Genomic DNA, 16,793 nt, shown 5'->3' with positions numbered 1-16,793 from the left:
TCTCATCTCCACTCCTCGGTGGTTACGATGTGCCAGAAACCCTCTCTTATCAAATCACCCTAAACTGTCCCATTGGCGCTGACGTCAAACATGCAGCTTCATTTTGTGTCACACCTGTGTGTCACACCGCTCTAATGCTTGCTATCTAGTTGTATTGTTAGGTTTTGGTGGAGCCTAGGGGAGTCGAACCCCTGACCTCTTGCATGCCATGCAAGCGCTCTCCCAACTGAGCTAAGGCCCCACTAAGGTACCGCTGCTGCGGTGGACGGACGTTTATGAGACAGCGGGGACGAGTGCAAGTCCAAAAATTGCTTTGAGGGAAAGAATCCGCGCCGCGCAGGGAAGGGTGATGAGGCGGGCCTGGGCCGCCTCAGACCCGGATCAGTTTTCGTCTTCCGACGACATGTCGGTGATGTCGTCCAGCGAGACATCATCGTTGCTGTCGTCATCATCGTCCAAAAGATCATCGTCCAGTTCCACGTCAACATTGTCGTCGTCATCCAGAACAATATCTTCTTCCGATGCGTTTTCGCGCGCTTTGGCGGTCGCCGCATCTTCGGCGTCGGCGGCGATCATCCGGCTTTTGCCGGTCTCAAGCTCCACGATCTCGCCCGTGTAGGGGCTGACGATCGGGTCCTTGTTCAGGTCGTAAAAGCGTTTACCAGTGGTCGGGCAAACACGCTTTACGCCCCATTCTTCCTTGGGCATGTCAAATCCCCTTGATATCAGGTGAGTCGTCTAAAAGATTCAGTTCACGTGCCACAAGCGGCGGGGACTGTCAAAGCCTTTGCGCAGGGAAGGACTGGATATGGGAAAGCACGCCTTGCCGGGGACGCCGCCGGTGCCGCTGACACTGCGCAAATCGGCGCGGGCGCGGCGCATCAGCCTGCGGATTTCCCAGTTGGACGGGCGGGTTACGCTGACCTATCCGCAAGGCGTCCCCGAGGCCGAGGCGCTAAGTTTCGCGCAGACCAAAGAGGGATGGATTCGCCAGCACCTTCTGGACCGGCCCGATCCGGCGCGGATTCAGTTCGGGCAGATCATCCCGATCGAAGGGATCGACCGGCGAATCGTTCCCGCAACCGGGCGCAGGGTGTTGCTGCAGCCGGATGCGGTTGCGGTTCCAGCGGGGGCAGAGGCGCGCCGTCTGGCCCGGTTTCTGAAAGAACTGGCGCGGGATCGCTTGACCGAAGCTTGCGATGATTATGCGGCAATGCTGGGCCGCCCTTACGCCAGCCTGACACTGCGCGATACGCGGTCCCGCTGGGGCTCGTGCGGGTCCCATGGGGGGCTAATGTTCTCGTGGCGGCTGATCCTCGCGCCATCTGACGTGTTGCACTACGTGGCCGCGCATGAGGTGGCACATCTTGCCGAGATGAACCATTCGTCGGCCTTCTGGGCGCAGGTCGAGCGGTTGTTTGGCCCGTATAAAGACCCGCGTAAATGGTTGCGCGACAATGGCGCGGCGCTGCATCGCTACAGGTTTGATGCTCCTCCGAGTTGACCCTGCGGGATTTTGTGATCACATGGACTCATGTTGACCCCGCGCCCTTCAGACTCCCACACCGCCACCCATGACCGGGTGTACCGCGCCCTGCGATCCCGGATCATGCACGGGGACATTGCACCCGGGCAGGCGCTGACCCTGCGGGGGATCGGCAAGGAATTCGGCGTGTCGATGACCCCCGCGCGCGAGGCCGTGCGCCGTCTGGCCGCCGAGGGTGCGCTGTTCCTGTCCACGTCCGGGCGCGTCTCGACCCCCGAACTGACCAATGACCGGATCGAGGAACTGGCGGCGTTGCGCGCGTTGCTCGAGGTCGAACTGGCCAGCCGCGCCTTGCCCCGCGCGCATATTGCCCTGATCGACCGGTTGCAGAGCATCAATATGAACGTGGCCGAGATGGTGACGAAGCGGGATGCGGTCGGCTATATCCGCACCAACCTAGAGTTTCACCGCACGCTCTATCTGCGCGCGCAGGCCCCTGCGATGCTGGCCATGGCCGAAACCGTCTGGCTGCAGCTTGGGCCGACGATGCGGGCGCTTTACGGGCGGCTGCGCCGCACCGAACCGCCGCATTATCACAAGCTGATCATCGCTGCATTGAAGGCCGGCGATGAGCCCGGATTGCGGCTTGCGGTGCGCTCGGACGTGACGCAGGGGCTGCGGATGCTGGTCAGCTAAGCGGCATACCGCCGACAGTGAGAATGGCCCCGTTTGGGCGGGTGATTTTCTGGCTTGCACGACCGGACTGCGGTACGCTTAGGCAAATCACAAACAAGAGCAGATTTCAGTCATGATCAATCGTAGAACCTTTTCCGCCGGGCTTGGGGCAAGCCTTCTGGCCGCCTGTTCCGGCGGCGGCACTCCGGCCAGCGCGCCCGCATCGCGGATGCGCCCGGTGCCCAACGCAGGTTGGGACGCGTGGGTTGCCAGCTTCAAGGGCCGCGCCGCGTCTCAGGGTATTTCTCAGACCACGCTTAACCGCGCTTTTCAGGGCGCAGGATACCTGCCCGAGGTCATTGAGCGCGACCGCAATCAGGTGGAATTCAAGCGCTCGCTCGAGGATTATCTGGCCATTGCCGCCTCGGATGAACGGATCAGCACTGGCAAGCAGATGATGGTGCGCCATGCAGGCACCCTGTCGCAGATCGAGGCGCAGTATGGCGTCGACAAAGAGGTGGTCGTGGCCGTCTGGGGGCTGGAAAGCCGCTATGGCGCGCGGCGGGGGGATGTGCCGGTGATCTCGGCCACATCGACGCTGGCCTATGACGGGCGGCGTGGGGCGTTCTTTGAAAAGCAACTGGTCGCGGCGCTTAAGATCATTCAGGAGGGTGACACGAGCCCTGCCAACATGACCGGCAGCTGGGCCGGGGCGATGGGGCATACGCAGTTCATCCCGACCTCGTATCTGGCCTACGCGGTGGATTTCACCGGCGACGGGCGGCGCGATATCTGGTCCGAGGATCCGGCGGATTCGCTGGCGTCAACCGCAGCTTACCTGTCGCGCGCCGGATGGGTGCGCGGGCAGCCTTGGGGGGGCGAGGCCGGTACGGTCAGCGGCACGCCGGTCGCTGTGCTGCAGCCGCAGACGCCGGGGCCGCGCATTGCCTTGTTCCGCAATTTTCAGGTGATCAAGCGGTACAACAACTCGGACAGCTATGCGATCGGTGTGGGTCACCTGTCGGACCGGATTGCGGGCGGTGCGCCGTTTCAGGCCTCGTTCGGGCCGGATGAGAACGGGCTGACGCTGGAGGACCGGAAGGAATTGCAACGCCGCCTGACCGCCGCCGGGTATGACACGCAGGGCGCAGACGGGGTGATCGGCAAGAAGTCCGAGGCCGCGATCAGCGGCTATCAGCGCGCCAATGGCATGGCCGTGACCGGCACGCCATCGGTTGACTTGCTGCGGCGTCTGGGCGGCTGACGGCTCAGGCCGCCAGACCCTTGGAACCGATATCGAGGAATTTCTGACGGCGGTCCTTGATCAGGGCCGCCGCATCCTTGCCGTCCAGCTCTTTCAGCATAGCGGCGATGGCTGCGCGCACCGACTCGACGGTCGCGGGGCGGTCACGATGGGCCCCGCCCTTGGGCTCGGTGATGATCCGGTCGCAGACGCCCAGTTTATAGAGGTCCTGCGCGGTCAGACGCAGCGCTTCGGCCGCTTCGCGCATCTTCTCGGCATCCTTCCACAGGATCGAGGCGCAGCCCTCGGGCGAGATCACCGAATAGACTGAATGTTCCAACATCGCCACGCGGTTCGCCGTCGCGAATGCCACCGCACCGCCCGAGCCGCCTTCGCCGATGATCACCGACACCAGCGGTACGCCGATTTTCAGGCACATCTCGGTCGACCGCGCGATCGCCTCGGACTGGCCGCGTTCCTCGGCACCCTTGCCGGGATAGGCCCCGGCGGTGTCGATCAGGGTGATCACCGGTAGGCCAAAGCGGCCGGCCATCTCCATCAGGCGCACGGCCTTGCGATAGCCCTCGGGGCGGGCCATGCCGAAATTCCGTTCGATCCGCGATTTGGTATCCGAACCCTTTTCATGACCGATCACCATCACCGGCTGGTCGTTGAACCGCGCCAGACCGCCGATCACCGCGAGATCGTCGGCAAAGTTCCGGTCCCCGGCCAGAGGCGTGAATTCGGTGAAAAGCGCATCGACATAATCGTTGCAATGGGGGCGTTCGGGGTGGCGCGCCACCTGACATTTCCGCCAGGGGGTCAGATCGGCATAAAGCTCGTCCAGCAGCTTGGCGGCCTTGGTGTCCAGCGCGGCGGCCTCTTCGGCCACGTCCATCTCTTCATTGGCGCGGGCCAGCGCGCGCAGCTCTTCGGCTTTGCCTTCGATCTCGGCCAGCGGTTTTTCGAAATCCAGATACTGGGTCATGACGCCTCTCAACGCGGAAGTTCCCCGCTATATGAACTTGACGCCACCGGAATGCAACTCAGCAAGATTTGCGGATGCTGAATATGCGATCCCGGTTGGGCAAGGGAAAGGAAGGATGCCGATGGCCGCCAGCTACGAAGACCGCATTCTGCGCGTTCTGGACTATATCCACGACCATCCCGCAGGCGACCTGTCGCTGGACGCGCTGGCCGATGTCGCCGCCATGTCGTGGTTTCACTGGCATCGTGTGTTCCGGGCGCTGACCGGTGAGACCTGCGCACAGGCCGTGCGCCGGATCAGGTTGCATCGGGCGGCCACGTGGCTGTTGCGCAGCGACAAGCCCGTAGCCGAGATCGCGGCGTCGGTAGGCTATCCCAACCTGAACTCCTTTGCGCGGGCCTTTTCCGAGGCCTATGGCAGTAGCCCCGCCCCCTTTCGCAAGGCCGGGCAGTTTCTGCCAGCCCATCCCAACTTCAAAACCGGAGGATACCCGATGCATCCCGTCACGACCCGAACCGAACCCGCCCGCCGCGTTGTCGCCTTGCCGCACAAAGGAGCTTATGCCGAGATCGGTAAAAGCTTTGAGGCTGTCAGCGCGCTGTGCGAATCCCGCCAGCTTTGGCCTCAGCTGGGTCCGGTGATTGGAGTGTATTGCGATAGTCCTGACGAGGTGCCCGAGGATCAGTTGCGCAGCTACGCGGGCGCGGAATTCATGGGCGACACAACGCCCGAAGGCATGCAGCAGCTTGATATTCTCGGCGGCAAGACCGCCGTGCTGACCTATAAGGGGCCGTATTCCGGGATTGCGTCCGCCTATCACAGCCTGTTCGGCAACTGGCTGCCCAGTTCAGGCGAGGAGCCCGCGGATCAGCCCTGCTACGAAATCTACCTCAACGACCCGCGCGAAACCGCGCCCGAGGAGTTGCTGACTGAAATCTGCCTGCCGCTGAGATAACTCAGGTCGGCCAAAGAACCGGGTAAAGCGAGGCGACCAGCAGCGCCGCCATGGTCCAGTTGAACACCAACAACCGGCGCGGGTTCGTGAGAACTCGCGCCATTTGCTGCCCCAGAACGGTCCAGGTGCTGACAGACGGCAGATTGACTGCCCCGAAAACCAGCGCGACGATCAGGATCGCGTTTAGCGTGTGATCTGGCGTGTACGCGGTGGTTGCCGTCAGCGCCATTGCCCAGGCCTTAGGATTGACCCACTGAAAGGCTGCGGCCTGCAGGAAGGTCATCGGCACGCCCGCGGCCTCGCCTGCATTGGCCGGGGCCGCGTGGGCAATCTTCCAGGCGAGGTAAAGAAGATAGGCAACCGATACGACCTTGAGCACGGTGTAGCTGATCGGAAACCGATCAAAGACCTGCACCAACCCCGTGCCCACCAAAAGCACCATGAAGGTAAATCCCAGCCCGATGCCCAACATATGCGGGATCGAACGGCGGAACCCGAAATTCGCCCCTGAGGCCATCAGCATCAGGTTGTTCGGACCCGGCGTGATCGAGGACACGAAGGCAAAGGTGATCAGGGCCAGCAGGATGTCGTAGGTCATGCCGCGAATAATTGCCGAACAGAAAGGAAATGAAATTGCGTTTTGATGCGCCTTAACGCTACGATCACAACAAATGACGAAAATTGACCCAATAAACAAACATATATTGCGCGAGATTTCCTCGGACGGACGTATCAGCAATCTGGACCTTGCGGAACGGGTCGGCCTGTCGCCGTCGGCCTGCCTGCGCCGGGTGCAGGAGCTTGAGCGCGCGGGCGTGATCGCGGGCTATCGCGCGGTGCTGAATCCGGCGGCGCTGGGGATCGGGTTTATCGCATATATCGGTGTCGGGCTAGGCGAGCACACAAAGGCCGCTCAGGAAGGGTTTGAGCGCGCCGTGCACCGTGCACCGGAAGTGGTCGAATGCCACAACATCACCGGCACCATCGAATACCTGCTGCGGGTCGAATGCGCCGATCTGCCCAGCTATAAAACCTTCCATACCGAGGTGCTGGGAACCCTGCCGCATGTGATCTCGATCACGACCTATGTGGTGATGGATTCGCCCAAGGATATGCGGGCGTGACCATGGAAAAGTGATGTTTAACCGTCTTGCAGGGTAATTTTGCACGTCTTAGTGTCATCCTGACGGCCTGCTCATAAGGGGAAAATCCCAAAAGGGCCAAACTCAGGGAGAAGACCATGACATTCCTTCGGACCGGAGCGCTTGCCGCAACCATGGCGTTGATCGCCGGGGCGGCCCTGTCGGCGCCGCTGAAACTGCAACCCGCGAACCCGCAGCCCAGCCCCAAGGCCGGGCTGGATGTGCAATATGCGTGGGAGGGTAATCCGCCACGCAAGATCCAGAACCTGACCAAGGTCAAGCAGATGGGCAAGAAGATGAAGCCCGGACAGCCGCTGCGGGGTCTGGACTATCGGGACACGGAAGAGGGCGATCCGGTTCTGACTTTCAACAAGGCGTTCAATGTAGCGGCTGAGATCAGCGGTTACATCCGCTTTGACTCGCCGGGCATCTATGAGCTTGAAACATGGTCCAATGACGGCATCGACGCATGGGTCGGCGGGCAGCAGATTGGCTATTTCAACGGGCGTCAGGTCTGCGAGGCCAATCAGCGGACTGAGGTTGAGGTGCCGCAAGCGGGCTGGTATCCGCTGAAGATCAGCTATTTCCAGAAATACGGAACGTCCTGCCTGATGATGAAATGGGGCAAGCAGGGCGAACGGTTTACCTGGACGCCCAACGACGTCTTTGGCCGGTAAGAAATAGGCACCCCGAAGGGTGCCTTTTCAGGTCTACCCGTTTGCAATCAGCTCGGCCTGCGCCACAATCACCTCGGCCTGTTTGATCGAGGCGATGTCGACCAGACGTCCTTTGTAAACGGTCGCGCCTTCGCCGCTGGCCTTGGCCTGCTCCATCGCCGCCAGAATCTCGCGCGCTTCGCCGACTGCCTCGTCGGACGGGGTGAAGACCTGATTGGCCAGCGCGATCTGCTTGGGGTGGATCGCCCACTTGCCGACCATGCCCAAGGTGGCCGAGCGTTTGGCCTGCGCGATGAACCCTTCATCGTCCGAGAAATCGCCGAAGGGGCCATCCACCGGCAGTACGCCGTGGGTGCGGCAGGCGGCGACGATGGCGGCCTGCGCCCAGTGCCAGGGGTCGGACCAGTGTTTCTGGCCCTCGTGCAGCATGTAATAGTTTTCCTGCGTGCCGCCGATGCCCGTTGTCTGCATGCCCATCGAGGCAGCAAAATCGGCCGCCCCGAGGCTCATGGCCTGCATGCGAGGCGACGACGCGGCGATTTCCTCGACATGCGCGATCCCGGCGGCGGATTCGATGATGACCTCGAAGCTGATCGGTTTGATGCGGCCCTTGGCGCGCTCAATCGCGGTGACCAAAGCGTCCACCGCATAAACATCCGCCGCGCAGCCGACCTTGGGGACCATGATCTGGTCCAACCGGTCGCCTGCCTGTTCCAGCAGATCGACCACGTCGCGATACCAATAGGGCGTGTCCAGACCGTTGATACGGACCGACATGTACTTGCTGCCCCAGTCGACGGTGTTCAGCGCCTCGATCACATTGGCGCGGGCAATGTCCTTGTCCGAGGGGGCGACCGAATCCTCTAGGTCCAGATTGATCACATCCGCCGCCGAGGCCGCCATTTTCGGGAACAGTTTCGTGTTCGATCCCGGCCCGAATAGCTGGCAGCGATTGGGGCGCGCAGGGGCGGTGGGTTGAATGCGAAAGCTCATCTGGACCTCGTGGAGGAAAGGAAATTACGATTTTCTTGGCTAATGAGGTATTAAATTGCGCGAAGCGGCGCAAGGGCCTTTGTGCGGGCGCAGCATTGCATTCGCAGCATAATCTACGAAAGGGCGCAATACCGGCGAGTAAAGTTTAATCGTTTTGAAAACTCGCAATATTGTTGCGAGAATTGGCAAAACCCCGCAAATTTTTCCTGTGCGAGCATTCACCGTCGGGTGGAATCGGGAAACACTCGTCTGCCTGGTCCCATAGCCTGCATCGGAATCAAAGGAGGGCACCGCAATGATCGAGACACCGTACCTGCTGTTTTTGGGCGATGCGCCCGACCATCTGGCGGCCAAGGTCGCTATCGGCATCCGCGACTGGCGTCCGGAAAACGCCGTGGGCCAGTTCCGCATGGAGGGTTGCAAGGCCGATCTGGGCCTGACCGACCTGACCCTGGCCGAGGCCAAGGCCGCCGGGGCAAAGACCCTTGTGATCGGGGTTGCAAACCGGGGCGGGGTGATCAGCCCGGCGTGGAAGGCGGTTCTGATTGAAGCGCTGGAGATGGGATATGATCTGGCCTCGGGCCTGCATAACCTGCTGCGCGACGAGGGTGATCTGGTGGCCGCCGCGCAAACCCATGGCTGCACCCTGCACGATGTGCGCGTGCCGACCGTTGGTTACCCGATTGCCAATGGCCGCAAGCGCCGTGGCAAGCGGTGCCTGGCCGTTGGCACCGACTGTTCGGCAGGCAAAATGTACACCGCGATGTCGATGGATGCCGAGATGCGCAAGCGCGGGCTGAACTCCACGTTCCGCGCCACCGGACAGACGGGTATTCTGATCACAGGGCAGGGGGTGCCTCTGGATGCGGTGGTCGCGGATTTCATGGCCGGTGCCGTCGAGTATCTGACGCCTGAAAATGATGAGGATCACTGGGATCATATCGAAGGTCAGGGTTCGCTGTTTCATGTCTCGTATTCCGGGGTGACTATGGCGCTTATCCATGGCGGCCAGCCGGATGCGCTGATTCTGTGCCACGAGCCGACCCGGACGCATATGCGGGGCTTGCCCGAATATTCTCTGCCGACTCTGCCCGAACTGCGCGACACAGCTCTGCCATTGGCGCGGGTTGCGAACCCGGCCTGTCAGGTTGTCGGGGTTTCGATCAACACACAAAACCTGAGCGAGGATGAGGCGCGGGCTTACATCGCCAAGGTAGAGGCCGAGATGGACCTGCCCGCCACCGATCCCTATCGCTTTGGCGCGGGCAAACTTGTGGACGCGCTGGCGGCCCTGTGATCAAAGAAACCTGCCGGAGGGCCGCCTCCGGCGGGAGTATTTTTGAAAAGATGAAGGGGTAGGCGCTTGCAGATTGATGTTTCCCGGGATGTCTTCCGGCTGGCGCAAGTCTTTACGATCTCGCGCGGGTCGCGGACCGAAGCGAAGGTGTTGACCGTTCGCCTGTCTGATGGGGCCCATCAGGGGTGGGGCGAATGCGTCCCTTACGCCCGTTATAACGAGACGTTGGAGTCGGTTGAGGCGGAGATTTTGGGCCTTCCCAGCGATGTCACACGCGACCGGCTGCTGGACATGCTGCCCGCGGGAGCGGCGCGCAATGCGGTGGATTGTGCGCTGTGGGATCTTGAGGCGAAACGAGCGGGCAAGCGCGTTTGGGAACTCGCCGGTTTGACTGCGCCGGGCCCCGAGATGACAGCCTATACCCTGTCGCTGGATACGCCAGAGGCGATGCAGGCGCAGGCTGCCGCGAACGCGCATCGCCCATTGTTGAAGATCAAGCTGGGCACGCCCGACGATATGCCCCGGCTTGAAGCGGTGCGTGCGGGCGCGCCCGAGGCGCGGATCATAGTGGATGCAAACGAAGGCTGGTCTGCCGAGGTTTACGCAGATCTGGCCCCGCATCTGGTGCGGCTGGGCGTGGCGCTGGTCGAGCAGCCTTTGCCTGCGGGTGAGGACGAGGCCCTGATCGGAATGGACCGTCCGGTGCCCGTTTGTGCCGACGAATCCTGCCACGACCGCGCCAGCCTGCCTGCGTTGAAGGGCAAGTATGACGTGGTCAACATCAAGCTCGACAAAACCGGCGGGCTGACCGAGGCACTGGAATTGCGCAAGGCGGCGCTGACCGATGGGTACAAAGTCATGGTCGGGTGCATGGTTGGCAGTTCGTTGGCTATGGCGCCCGCGACACTGCTGGCGCAGGGTGCGATGGTAACGGACCTTGACGGCCCGCTTCTGTTAGCCGAAGACCGGGACAACCCGCTTGTTTTTGATGACGCCGGAGTGCATCCGCCCAGTTCGGACCTCTGGGGCTGAGGAGAACCATATGACCCGCACCGTGTATGTGAATGGCGAATACCTGCCCGAAACCGAAGCCAAGGTTTCGATTTTCGACCGGGGTTTCCTGATGGCGGACGCCGTCTATGAGGTCACCAGCGTGCTAGGCGGCAAGCTGATCGACTTTGACGGCCACGCGGTGCGTCTGAAACGCTCGTTGGACGAGTTGCAGATGGCCGAGCCCTGCAGCAAGGACGACCTTTTGGAAATTCACCGAAAGCTGGTGGAGTTGAACGGCATTGACGAAGGGCTGATCTATCTGCAGGTCACGCGCGGCAGCGATGGCGATCGGGATTTTGTGTTCCCGGCGGCGGACACGAAGCCGACGCTGGTTCTGTTCACCCAGAACAAGCCGGGCCTGGCTGACAGCCCGGCGGCCAAAAAGGGTGCCAAGATCATCTCGATCGACGATATCCGGTGGGGCCGCCGTGACATCAAGACGACGCAGTTGCTGTATCCCTCACTGGGCAAGATGATGGCCAAGGCCGCCGGGTGCGATGATGCCTGGATGGTCGAGGACGGCTATGTCACCGAGGGCACCAGCAACAACGCTTATTTCGTCAAGAACGGCAAGATCGTCACCCGCCCGCTGTCGAACGACATTCTGCATGGGATCACCCGCAAGGCGGTGCTACGCATGGCCGCCGAAGCGCAGATGGAGGTTGAGGAGCGCTTGTTCACCATCGACGAGGCGAAAGAGGCGGATGAGGCGTTCACCACCTCGGCCAGCGCATTCGTGATGCCGGTGGTCGAGATCGACGGGGTGCAGCTGGGCGATGGCACGCCCGGTCGTATCGCGATGCGTCTGCGCGAGATTTATCTGGACGAAAGCCGCAAGGCCGCGATCTGAAGACAAAGCCCGCCGGTTTGGCGGGCTTTTTTGTGTCAGTCTTTTTTGCCCACATTCTGTTCGAAGGCGACTTCGAAGGCGGCTTGTTTTTCGGGGCTGGCCTCGGTCTGATAGTTGGCTTTCCATTCGTCCATGGTCATGCCGTAGAAAATCTGACGGGCCTCGTCCTTGCCCATCTCGATGCCCTTTTCGTTGGCCGCTTCCTGATACCAACGGGACAGGCAGTTGCGGCAGAACCCGGCCAGATTCATCATGTCGATGTTCTGAACGTCCGTGCGATCCTGCATCAGGTGCTGTTGCAATCGGCGAAATGCGGCGGCCTGTAGTTCGATTTCGGTTTGGGTGTCCATGAGGGTCTCCGGCTGAAGGGCGATGTTACGCGTCAGAGTTAAGCGTCTTGTCCCCGCGTTGCAACAAAGGGGCAGGACTGCCTGCGATCAGGTCAGTTTCAGCGCCAGCCAGGGCACCACGCAGAATACGATGGTCAGTAGCTTGTACTTGGCCAGATACCGGAAATAGGCCTGTTTCAGATTGGGGCGGCCCATGTGAAACAGGCTGCTGTGAAACTCTGCGATTCGGTCTTGCAGGGTGACAATCATGACTGTTGAAAATAGTAACAGCCCGATATTGATGACGGACATCCAGCCAAAGAAAGTTGTCAGTGTTTCCTGTGACATAAGCACATCCTTTCCCCTTTAACATGGGGTCTGGCAAGGCCGCTCACAAGAGGATCGCGATGGTGCTCAAAGGCCGCTTTGGCCCAGAGCGTCTTCTAGGATGATGGCCAGCCTTTCGGCCCATCTGCGCTGTCCGGCGTGATCGGCAATCAGGTCGTTGCGTACTTCAATCAACGCGTTCGGACGGCCATGGGTGGTGCAGTGTTTATCGATGGCATCGCCGGGCAGCACGCCGGTATAGGGCTCGTTTTCGCCAACGCACAGGTCCCCTTCGGCGTTCAAACGGTCGATTAGGGGGCGCGAAAACCGCTCATCTGGTGTGTGCAACACCCCGATATGCCAGGGGCGCGGGTCGCGGCCGCGCAATTGGCGGGTGAAGGAATGCATCGAGATAACCACCGCGTGCGGCAGGGCGGCCAGGCGGGCCAAGGCGTCATGATAGGGGCGGTAGCACATGTTCAACCGCCGCTCCCGCTCGGTCGCATCTGCGTGCCGGTTGCCGGGAATGATCGAGCCGTCGTACAGCTTCATCAGCAGGGTCGGGTCGTCCTCACCCCGGTTCGGGTCGATCACGAGGCGCGAGAAATTGGCGGCGATCACCGGCGCGTTCAGTATCTCGCCCAGATGCTTTGACACCTCATAAGCCCCAACATCATATGCGATGTGCCGTTCCATATCTTCGCGCGGCAGGCCAAGGTCGCCGCCATTGATTTCGGGCGGTACCGTATTGGTGGCATGGTCGCATGTAATCAGCCAGCGGGATGGGCGATCCTCGCCGTGAACAAAAAACGGAGTGTACGTCATAAGCCTGTCATCAAGTTTGCCGCACGTGTAGGACAGTTGCGTCCAAAAGGGAATTGCGCAATAAGCATGCCAAGCACTGTTTGCGGTAACATGGACGAGAGGGACAAGATCGATGCGACGCCTGAGAAATGTAAAAATCGTGGCGACGCTGGGACCGGCGTCCAATGACTATGACACCATCCGCGCGCTGCACGAGGCCGGGGCAGATGTTTTTCGCCTGAACATGAGCCATGGCAGCCACGACGAGATCCGCGAACGCCACCGCGTTATCCGTCAGGTCGAGAAAGACCTGGACAGCCCGATCGCCATCCTGGCCGACCTGCAAGGCCCAAAGCTGCGCGTGGGCGTGTTCGCCAACGATGCCGAGGAACTGGAAGAAGGGGCGGCGTTCCGTCTTGACCTCGACCCGGCACCCGGAGACCTGTCGCGAGTCTGTCTGCCGCATCCCGAGATTTTTGCCGCGCTCGAGCCCGGTGCCCGCCTGTTGGTCAACGACGGAAAGATCCGCCTGATCGTCAAGGATTGCGGTCAGGACTACGCCAATTGCACCGTTGAAATCGGTGGCACGATCTCGAACCGCAAAGGCGTCAACGTGCCTGATGTGGTGCTGCCGCTGGCGGCGCTGTCGGCGAAGGATCGGGACGATCTGGAATTTGTCTGCCAATTGGGCGTGGATTGGCTGGCGCTCAGCTTCGTTCAGCGTGCCAAGGACGTGTTCGAGGCGCGGGCGCTGGCCGATGGCCGTGCCTCGATCCTGTCGAAGATCGAAAAGCCCGCTGCGGTTGAGGCGTTTGACGACATCCTTGATGCATCAGATGGCATCATGGTTGCGCGGGGTGATCTTGGCGTTGAATTGCCGGTGTCCGCCGTGCCGCCGATCCAGAAACGTCTGGTGCGGAAATGCCGGGGCGCGGCCAAGCCGGTGATCGTGGCAACACAGATGCTGGAAAGCATGATCGAAAGCCCGATGCCCACGCGGGCCGAGGTTTCGGACGTGGCAACAGCGATCTATGAGGGCACGGATGCCATCATGCTCAGTGCGGAATCAGCCGCCGGGTCCTATCCGGTTGAGGCGGTTCAGACCATGAACAAGGTCGCCATTGAGGTCGAGGCTGACCCGACCTACGACCAGATCATCGCCGCCTCGCGAACGGCAAAGGGGACAACCATCGCGGACGGTATCGTTGCCGCCGCGCGTGAGATCGCTGAAAAAACCGACATCAAGGCGATCTGCTGTTTCACCCAAAGCGGCACAACCGCCCTGCTGACCGCCCGCGAACGCCCGGGCGTTCCGATTATCGCCATGACCCCTGCGACGGGAACCGCGCGCCGCCTGTGCCTGAGCTGGGGCTGCCATTGCGTCCTGACGCCCGAGTTGGAGCGGTTCAAAGGTGCCGTGGTCAGCGCCGCCCGCGCCGCCCGCGCCGGAGGGTTCGCGTCCGAAACCGATCAGATCGTTGTCACTGCGGGTGTGCCGTTCAACGTGCCGGGCACGACCAACATTCTGCGCGTTGCACCCTGTGACGAACGGCTGATTTACAGCACCGATCCTGAGTAACCTTCGCAGGTCAATGGCAGGTGAATCTAACCGCCCCCGTGCCGGGGATTGCAGCGGATGAGGGGACTATTGTCGCTTAACAGGCCCGATAACCCCTTAATTTTCAGCGAAATTTGACCGCAACGCACGAATTTGCCAGAATAAGTTTCATTTCTAGGTGGAAATGCCTAATAAATGACCTAAGGGCAGTCACACTACATATGTTCCAAGTTCCGGCTGCTCTGCCGGGGGCACGGGCCCCGGATAAATTAACAATAACGGAGGAACGAGATGACAACAAAGATTGTCATAGGACTGGACGGAACAGAAACCGGAGAGCGCGCGATTGCATTTGCCAAGGACATGGCGGAACGCATCGGTACCTGCGAGCTTTTGGTTGTGTACGTCATCGAATGGTCCCCTTTCACTTTCCAGACACCGGAAGAGAATGCGCTGCGCCATAAACGGCGCGAAGAGGAGATTGAACTGGCGACAACACGGGTCATCACACCTGCGGTCGACGCTTTGAAAGCAGCCGGGTTCGAGGCGCACGGCATCGTGCAGCATGGCGACGTTGCCGAAACGCTGAACGCCATCACCGTCGAACATGGCGGCTCGCAGATCGTTGTCGGGCGGGCCTCGGCGGACGGGTTCAAGAAACGCCTGTTCGGCAGTTCAACGCAGAATCTGGTGATGCACGCCGACGTTCCGGTCACGGTCGTAAATTGAGGGGAGGCATGGACATGAATAGGTTAAAACAACTGGGCCTTCTCGCCGTTATGGCGGCAATGATGGCCAGCGCCGCCTCGGCGCAAGAGGCTCCGGGTCTGGACGAAAAGATCAACCAGGCATTTGCCGATTTCACCGGACCTTTCGTCAGCTTTATCTTTGCGCCCTTCCCGGGAACCGGATTCCCGTGGATCGTGGGCTGGCTGGTGATCGCGGCCACCGTGTTCACGCTGTACTTCGCTTTCGTGCAGCTGCGGTTCTTCAGCCATGCGATCAGTCTGGTCAAAGGCGACTATTCCGACCCCAACGACGCGGGTGAGGTCAGCCACTTTCAGGCGCTGGCCACGGCGCTGTCAGGCACGGTTGGTCTTGGGAACATCGCGGGTGTGGCGGTCGCCGTCGGCATCGGCGGGCCGGGTGCTACGTTCTGGATGATCGTCGCGGGCCTTCTGGGCATGGCGTCGAAATTCACCGAATGTACGCTGGGTGTAAAATACCGCAACGAATACGAAGACGGCACCGTATCGGGTGGCCCCATGTATTACATGTCCAAGGGCTTTGCTGAACTGGGCTTGCCGGGCGGTAAGATTCTGGCGGTTCTGTTCTCGATCTTCTGTATTCTCGGCGCGTTGGGCGGGGGCAATATGTTCCAGGCCAATCAGGCACACCAGCAGATCGCGGGCATCGTCGGAGATTATCCGGGCTGGATCACAGGTCTGGTCTTTGCGGGCATCGTGTTTGCGGTGATCGTGGGCGGCCTGAAATCCATCGCCAGCGTGACCGAGAAGGTCGTGCCGTTCATGGGTGTGATGTATGTGCTGGCCGCTCTGGTCATCATTATCATGCACGCGGATCAGATCGGCTGGGCCTTTGGTCAGATCTTCGCAGGCGCCTTCACCGGTCTGGGCGTTGCTGGCGGCATGGTCGGTGCGCTTATTCAGGGCTTCCGCCGTGCGGCGTTCTCGAACGAAGCGGGCGTGGGTTCTGCGGCGATTGCACACTCGGCGGTGCGGACCAAGGAACCGATCACCGAGGGCTTTGTCTCGCTGCTTGAGCCGTTCATCGATACGGTCGTGATCTGTACCATGACCGCGCTGGTGATCATCATCACCCAGCAGCTGATCATCGATCCGGAAACCGGCAAGTACATGCTGAACGAAGCGGGCAATGCGATTGCAACCGTTGACGGCAACTCTGGCGTCAGCCTGACCTCGGCGGCCTTTGCAAGCGCCTTTGGCTGGTTCCCCTATGTGCTGGCGATTGCCGTGGTCCTGTTTGCCTTCTCGACCATGATCAGCTGGTCCTACTATGGCCTCAAGGCCTGGACCTATCTGTTCGGTGAGGGACACACCAAGGAACTGGTGTTCAAGGTCATCTTCTGCGTCTTCGTCGTCATCGGGGCGGCGGCCAACCTTGGCCCGGTCATCGACTTCTCGGACGCGGCGATCTTTGCCATGGCGGTTGTGAACGTCTTCGCGCTCTACTTCCTGATGAAAGTGGTGCGGCAGGAGCTGGCCTCCTATGCCGAGCGTCTGAAGAGCGGCGAAATCCGCAAATTCGAGCACTAAGCCAATTCACCGGGGCGGCCCCGCAGCTGCCCCGGTGCCTGACCTGTGCGGATTCCGCAGATTCTGGTCGAAACCCCCTTGCCAGTATGATCGAACTTGCGTAAACGGCGCATCTGTTG

At 60.9% G+C, this 16,793-nt stretch carries 19 protein-coding genes and 1 tRNA gene; 12 read left to right on the top strand and 8 right to left on the bottom strand.

The features are described from left to right. Positions 1-165: 165 nt before the first annotated feature. A tRNA-Ala gene (locus ACR0NJ_RS16900) sits at positions 166-241 on the bottom strand. Positions 242-381: 140 nt separating this feature from the next. After that, entirely contained in the window at positions 382-708 is a 327-nt protein-coding gene (locus tag ACR0NJ_RS16895; protein ID WP_480818292.1) for a TIGR02300 family protein, read from the bottom strand. A gap of 100 nt (positions 709-808) precedes the next feature. Here ACR0NJ_RS16895 and ACR0NJ_RS16890 point away from each other — a divergent pair, with 100 nt between their 5' ends. From ACR0NJ_RS16890 to ACR0NJ_RS16880, 3 genes are all read left to right on the top strand, one after another. After that, entirely contained in the window at positions 809-1,504 is a 696-nt protein-coding gene (locus tag ACR0NJ_RS16890) for a M48 family metallopeptidase (RefSeq protein WP_480818291.1), read from the top strand. Between the two features lie 30 nt (positions 1,505-1,534). Continuing rightward, positions 1,535-2,182: a GntR family transcriptional regulator gene (locus ACR0NJ_RS16885; protein ID WP_480818290.1), complete on the top strand. Its 648-nt coding sequence runs from the start codon at positions 1,535-1,537 to the stop codon at positions 2,180-2,182. 112 nt (positions 2,183-2,294) lie between these two features. Beyond that, complete coding sequence (locus tag ACR0NJ_RS16880; RefSeq protein ID WP_480818289.1) at positions 2,295-3,425, top strand: lytic murein transglycosylase; 1,131 nt, start codon at positions 2,295-2,297, stop codon at positions 3,423-3,425. A 4-nt stretch (positions 3,426-3,429) separates the two neighbouring features. Here ACR0NJ_RS16880 and ACR0NJ_RS16875 read toward each other — a convergent pair whose 3' ends face one another. Further along, the gene (locus ACR0NJ_RS16875) at positions 3,430-4,392 is read right to left on the bottom strand and encodes an acetyl-CoA carboxylase carboxyltransferase subunit alpha (protein ID WP_480818288.1); all 963 of its coding nucleotides are present in this window, start codon (positions 4,390-4,392) and stop codon (positions 3,430-3,432) included. A gap of 121 nt (positions 4,393-4,513) precedes the next feature. On the opposite strand from ACR0NJ_RS16875, the gene ACR0NJ_RS16870 reads away from it, so the two are divergent. Next, positions 4,514-5,347 carry an AraC family transcriptional regulator gene (locus ACR0NJ_RS16870; RefSeq protein ID WP_480818287.1) on the top strand — a complete coding sequence of 278 codons (834 nt, stop codon included), beginning with the start codon at positions 4,514-4,516 and terminating at the stop codon, positions 5,345-5,347. Position 5,348: 1 nt separating this feature from the next. Here ACR0NJ_RS16870 and ACR0NJ_RS16865 read toward each other — a convergent pair whose 3' ends face one another. Continuing rightward, positions 5,349-5,945 (bottom strand): LysE family translocator, encoded by a 597-nt coding sequence (locus tag ACR0NJ_RS16865; protein WP_480818286.1) that lies wholly within the window; start codon positions 5,943-5,945, stop codon positions 5,349-5,351. Between the two features lie 73 nt (positions 5,946-6,018). Between ACR0NJ_RS16865 and ACR0NJ_RS16860 the strand changes: the two genes are divergently transcribed. Next, the gene (locus ACR0NJ_RS16860) at positions 6,019-6,471 is read left to right on the top strand and encodes an Lrp/AsnC family transcriptional regulator (RefSeq protein ID WP_480818285.1); all 453 of its coding nucleotides are present in this window, start codon (positions 6,019-6,021) and stop codon (positions 6,469-6,471) included. A gap of 116 nt (positions 6,472-6,587) precedes the next feature. Next, positions 6,588-7,166 carry a PA14 domain-containing protein gene (locus ACR0NJ_RS16855; RefSeq protein ID WP_480818284.1) on the top strand — a complete coding sequence of 193 codons (579 nt, stop codon included), beginning with the start codon at positions 6,588-6,590 and terminating at the stop codon, positions 7,164-7,166. Positions 7,167-7,199: 33 nt separating this feature from the next. Here ACR0NJ_RS16855 and ACR0NJ_RS16850 read toward each other — a convergent pair whose 3' ends face one another. After that, positions 7,200-8,159, bottom strand: a complete 960-nt coding sequence (locus ACR0NJ_RS16850; protein WP_480818283.1) for an L-malyl-CoA/beta-methylmalyl-CoA lyase — start codon at positions 8,157-8,159, stop codon at positions 7,200-7,202. Positions 8,160-8,454: 295 nt separating this feature from the next. Between ACR0NJ_RS16850 and dgcN the strand changes: the two genes are divergently transcribed. From dgcN to ACR0NJ_RS16835, 3 genes are all read left to right on the top strand, one after another. Further along, on the top strand, positions 8,455-9,456 hold the full coding sequence (gene dgcN, locus ACR0NJ_RS16845; RefSeq protein ID WP_480818282.1) for an N-acetyltransferase DgcN: 1,002 nt from the start codon (positions 8,455-8,457) through the stop codon (positions 9,454-9,456). Between the two features lie 66 nt (positions 9,457-9,522). After that, positions 9,523-10,488: an N-acetyl-D-Glu racemase DgcA gene (gene dgcA / locus ACR0NJ_RS16840; RefSeq protein ID WP_480818281.1), complete on the top strand. Its 966-nt coding sequence runs from the start codon at positions 9,523-9,525 to the stop codon at positions 10,486-10,488. 10 nt (positions 10,489-10,498) lie between these two features. Then, complete coding sequence (locus tag ACR0NJ_RS16835) at positions 10,499-11,359, top strand: D-amino-acid transaminase (protein WP_480818280.1); 861 nt, start codon at positions 10,499-10,501, stop codon at positions 11,357-11,359. 35 nt (positions 11,360-11,394) lie between these two features. Here the strand turns inward: ACR0NJ_RS16835 and ACR0NJ_RS16830 are convergent, their stop codons facing one another. From ACR0NJ_RS16830 to ACR0NJ_RS16820, 3 genes are all read right to left on the bottom strand, one after another. Further along, positions 11,395-11,709: a DUF1244 domain-containing protein gene (locus ACR0NJ_RS16830; protein WP_480818279.1), complete on the bottom strand. Its 315-nt coding sequence runs from the start codon at positions 11,707-11,709 to the stop codon at positions 11,395-11,397. A gap of 87 nt (positions 11,710-11,796) precedes the next feature. Next, positions 11,797-12,036, bottom strand: a complete 240-nt coding sequence (locus ACR0NJ_RS16825) for a DUF6868 family protein (RefSeq protein WP_480818278.1) — start codon at positions 12,034-12,036, stop codon at positions 11,797-11,799. Positions 12,037-12,102: 66 nt separating this feature from the next. Further along, positions 12,103-12,840 carry an N-formylglutamate amidohydrolase gene (locus tag ACR0NJ_RS16820; RefSeq protein ID WP_480818277.1) on the bottom strand — a complete coding sequence of 246 codons (738 nt, stop codon included), beginning with the start codon at positions 12,838-12,840 and terminating at the stop codon, positions 12,103-12,105. A gap of 112 nt (positions 12,841-12,952) precedes the next feature. Between ACR0NJ_RS16820 and pyk the strand changes: the two genes are divergently transcribed. The 3 genes from pyk to ACR0NJ_RS16805 all read left to right on the top strand — a co-directional run bounded on the left by pyk (position 12,953) and on the right by ACR0NJ_RS16805 (position 16,674). Further along, a complete protein-coding gene (gene pyk / locus ACR0NJ_RS16815; protein ID WP_480818276.1) occupies positions 12,953-14,398 on the top strand; it encodes a pyruvate kinase in 1,446 nt (481 codons plus the stop codon). 270 nt (positions 14,399-14,668) lie between these two features. Further along, entirely contained in the window at positions 14,669-15,106 is a 438-nt protein-coding gene (locus tag ACR0NJ_RS16810; RefSeq protein ID WP_480818275.1) for a universal stress protein, read from the top strand. A 14-nt stretch (positions 15,107-15,120) separates the two neighbouring features. Further along, positions 15,121-16,674 carry an alanine/glycine:cation symporter family protein gene (locus ACR0NJ_RS16805; RefSeq protein ID WP_480818274.1) on the top strand — a complete coding sequence of 518 codons (1,554 nt, stop codon included), beginning with the start codon at positions 15,121-15,123 and terminating at the stop codon, positions 16,672-16,674. The last annotated feature ends 119 nt before the right edge of the window (positions 16,675-16,793 follow it).

Source organism: Ruegeria sp. F11 (assembly GCF_056533855.1).
The sequence above is the reverse complement of the archived record's forward strand: the minus strand, read 5'-3'. Positions and strand labels throughout refer to the sequence as shown.

What these genes read in the sequence shown, in the direction of transcription:
- ACR0NJ_RS16895 (WP_480818292.1), bottom strand. Translation starts at nt 708, where the DNA reads ATGCCCAAGGAAGAATGGGGCGTAAAGCGTGTTTGCCCGACCACTGGT.
- ACR0NJ_RS16890 (WP_480818291.1), top strand. Translation starts at nt 809, where the DNA reads ATGGGAAAGCACGCCTTGCCGGGGACGCCGCCGGTGCCGCTGACACTG.
- ACR0NJ_RS16885 (WP_480818290.1), top strand. Translation starts at nt 1,535, where the DNA reads ATGTTGACCCCGCGCCCTTCAGACTCCCACACCGCCACCCATGACCGG.
- ACR0NJ_RS16880 (WP_480818289.1), top strand. Translation starts at nt 2,295, where the DNA reads ATGATCAATCGTAGAACCTTTTCCGCCGGGCTTGGGGCAAGCCTTCTG.
- ACR0NJ_RS16875 (WP_480818288.1), bottom strand. Translation starts at nt 4,392, where the DNA reads ATGACCCAGTATCTGGATTTCGAAAAACCGCTGGCCGAGATCGAAGGC.
- ACR0NJ_RS16870 (WP_480818287.1), top strand. Translation starts at nt 4,514, where the DNA reads ATGGCCGCCAGCTACGAAGACCGCATTCTGCGCGTTCTGGACTATATC.
- ACR0NJ_RS16865 (WP_480818286.1), bottom strand. Translation starts at nt 5,945, where the DNA reads ATGACCTACGACATCCTGCTGGCCCTGATCACCTTTGCCTTCGTGTCC.
- ACR0NJ_RS16860 (WP_480818285.1), top strand. Translation starts at nt 6,019, where the DNA reads ATGACGAAAATTGACCCAATAAACAAACATATATTGCGCGAGATTTCC.
- ACR0NJ_RS16855 (WP_480818284.1), top strand. Translation starts at nt 6,588, where the DNA reads ATGACATTCCTTCGGACCGGAGCGCTTGCCGCAACCATGGCGTTGATC.
- ACR0NJ_RS16850 (WP_480818283.1), bottom strand. Translation starts at nt 8,159, where the DNA reads ATGAGCTTTCGCATTCAACCCACCGCCCCTGCGCGCCCCAATCGCTGC.
- dgcN (WP_480818282.1), top strand. Translation starts at nt 8,455, where the DNA reads ATGATCGAGACACCGTACCTGCTGTTTTTGGGCGATGCGCCCGACCAT.
- ACR0NJ_RS16835 (WP_480818280.1), top strand. Translation starts at nt 10,499, where the DNA reads ATGACCCGCACCGTGTATGTGAATGGCGAATACCTGCCCGAAACCGAA.
- ACR0NJ_RS16830 (WP_480818279.1), bottom strand. Translation starts at nt 11,709, where the DNA reads ATGGACACCCAAACCGAAATCGAACTACAGGCCGCCGCATTTCGCCGA.
- ACR0NJ_RS16825 (WP_480818278.1), bottom strand. Translation starts at nt 12,036, where the DNA reads ATGTCACAGGAAACACTGACAACTTTCTTTGGCTGGATGTCCGTCATC.
- ACR0NJ_RS16820 (WP_480818277.1), bottom strand. Translation starts at nt 12,840, where the DNA reads ATGACGTACACTCCGTTTTTTGTTCACGGCGAGGATCGCCCATCCCGC.
- pyk (WP_480818276.1), top strand. Translation starts at nt 12,953, where the DNA reads ATGCGACGCCTGAGAAATGTAAAAATCGTGGCGACGCTGGGACCGGCG.
- ACR0NJ_RS16810 (WP_480818275.1), top strand. Translation starts at nt 14,669, where the DNA reads ATGACAACAAAGATTGTCATAGGACTGGACGGAACAGAAACCGGAGAG.
- ACR0NJ_RS16805 (WP_480818274.1), top strand. Translation starts at nt 15,121, where the DNA reads ATGAATAGGTTAAAACAACTGGGCCTTCTCGCCGTTATGGCGGCAATG.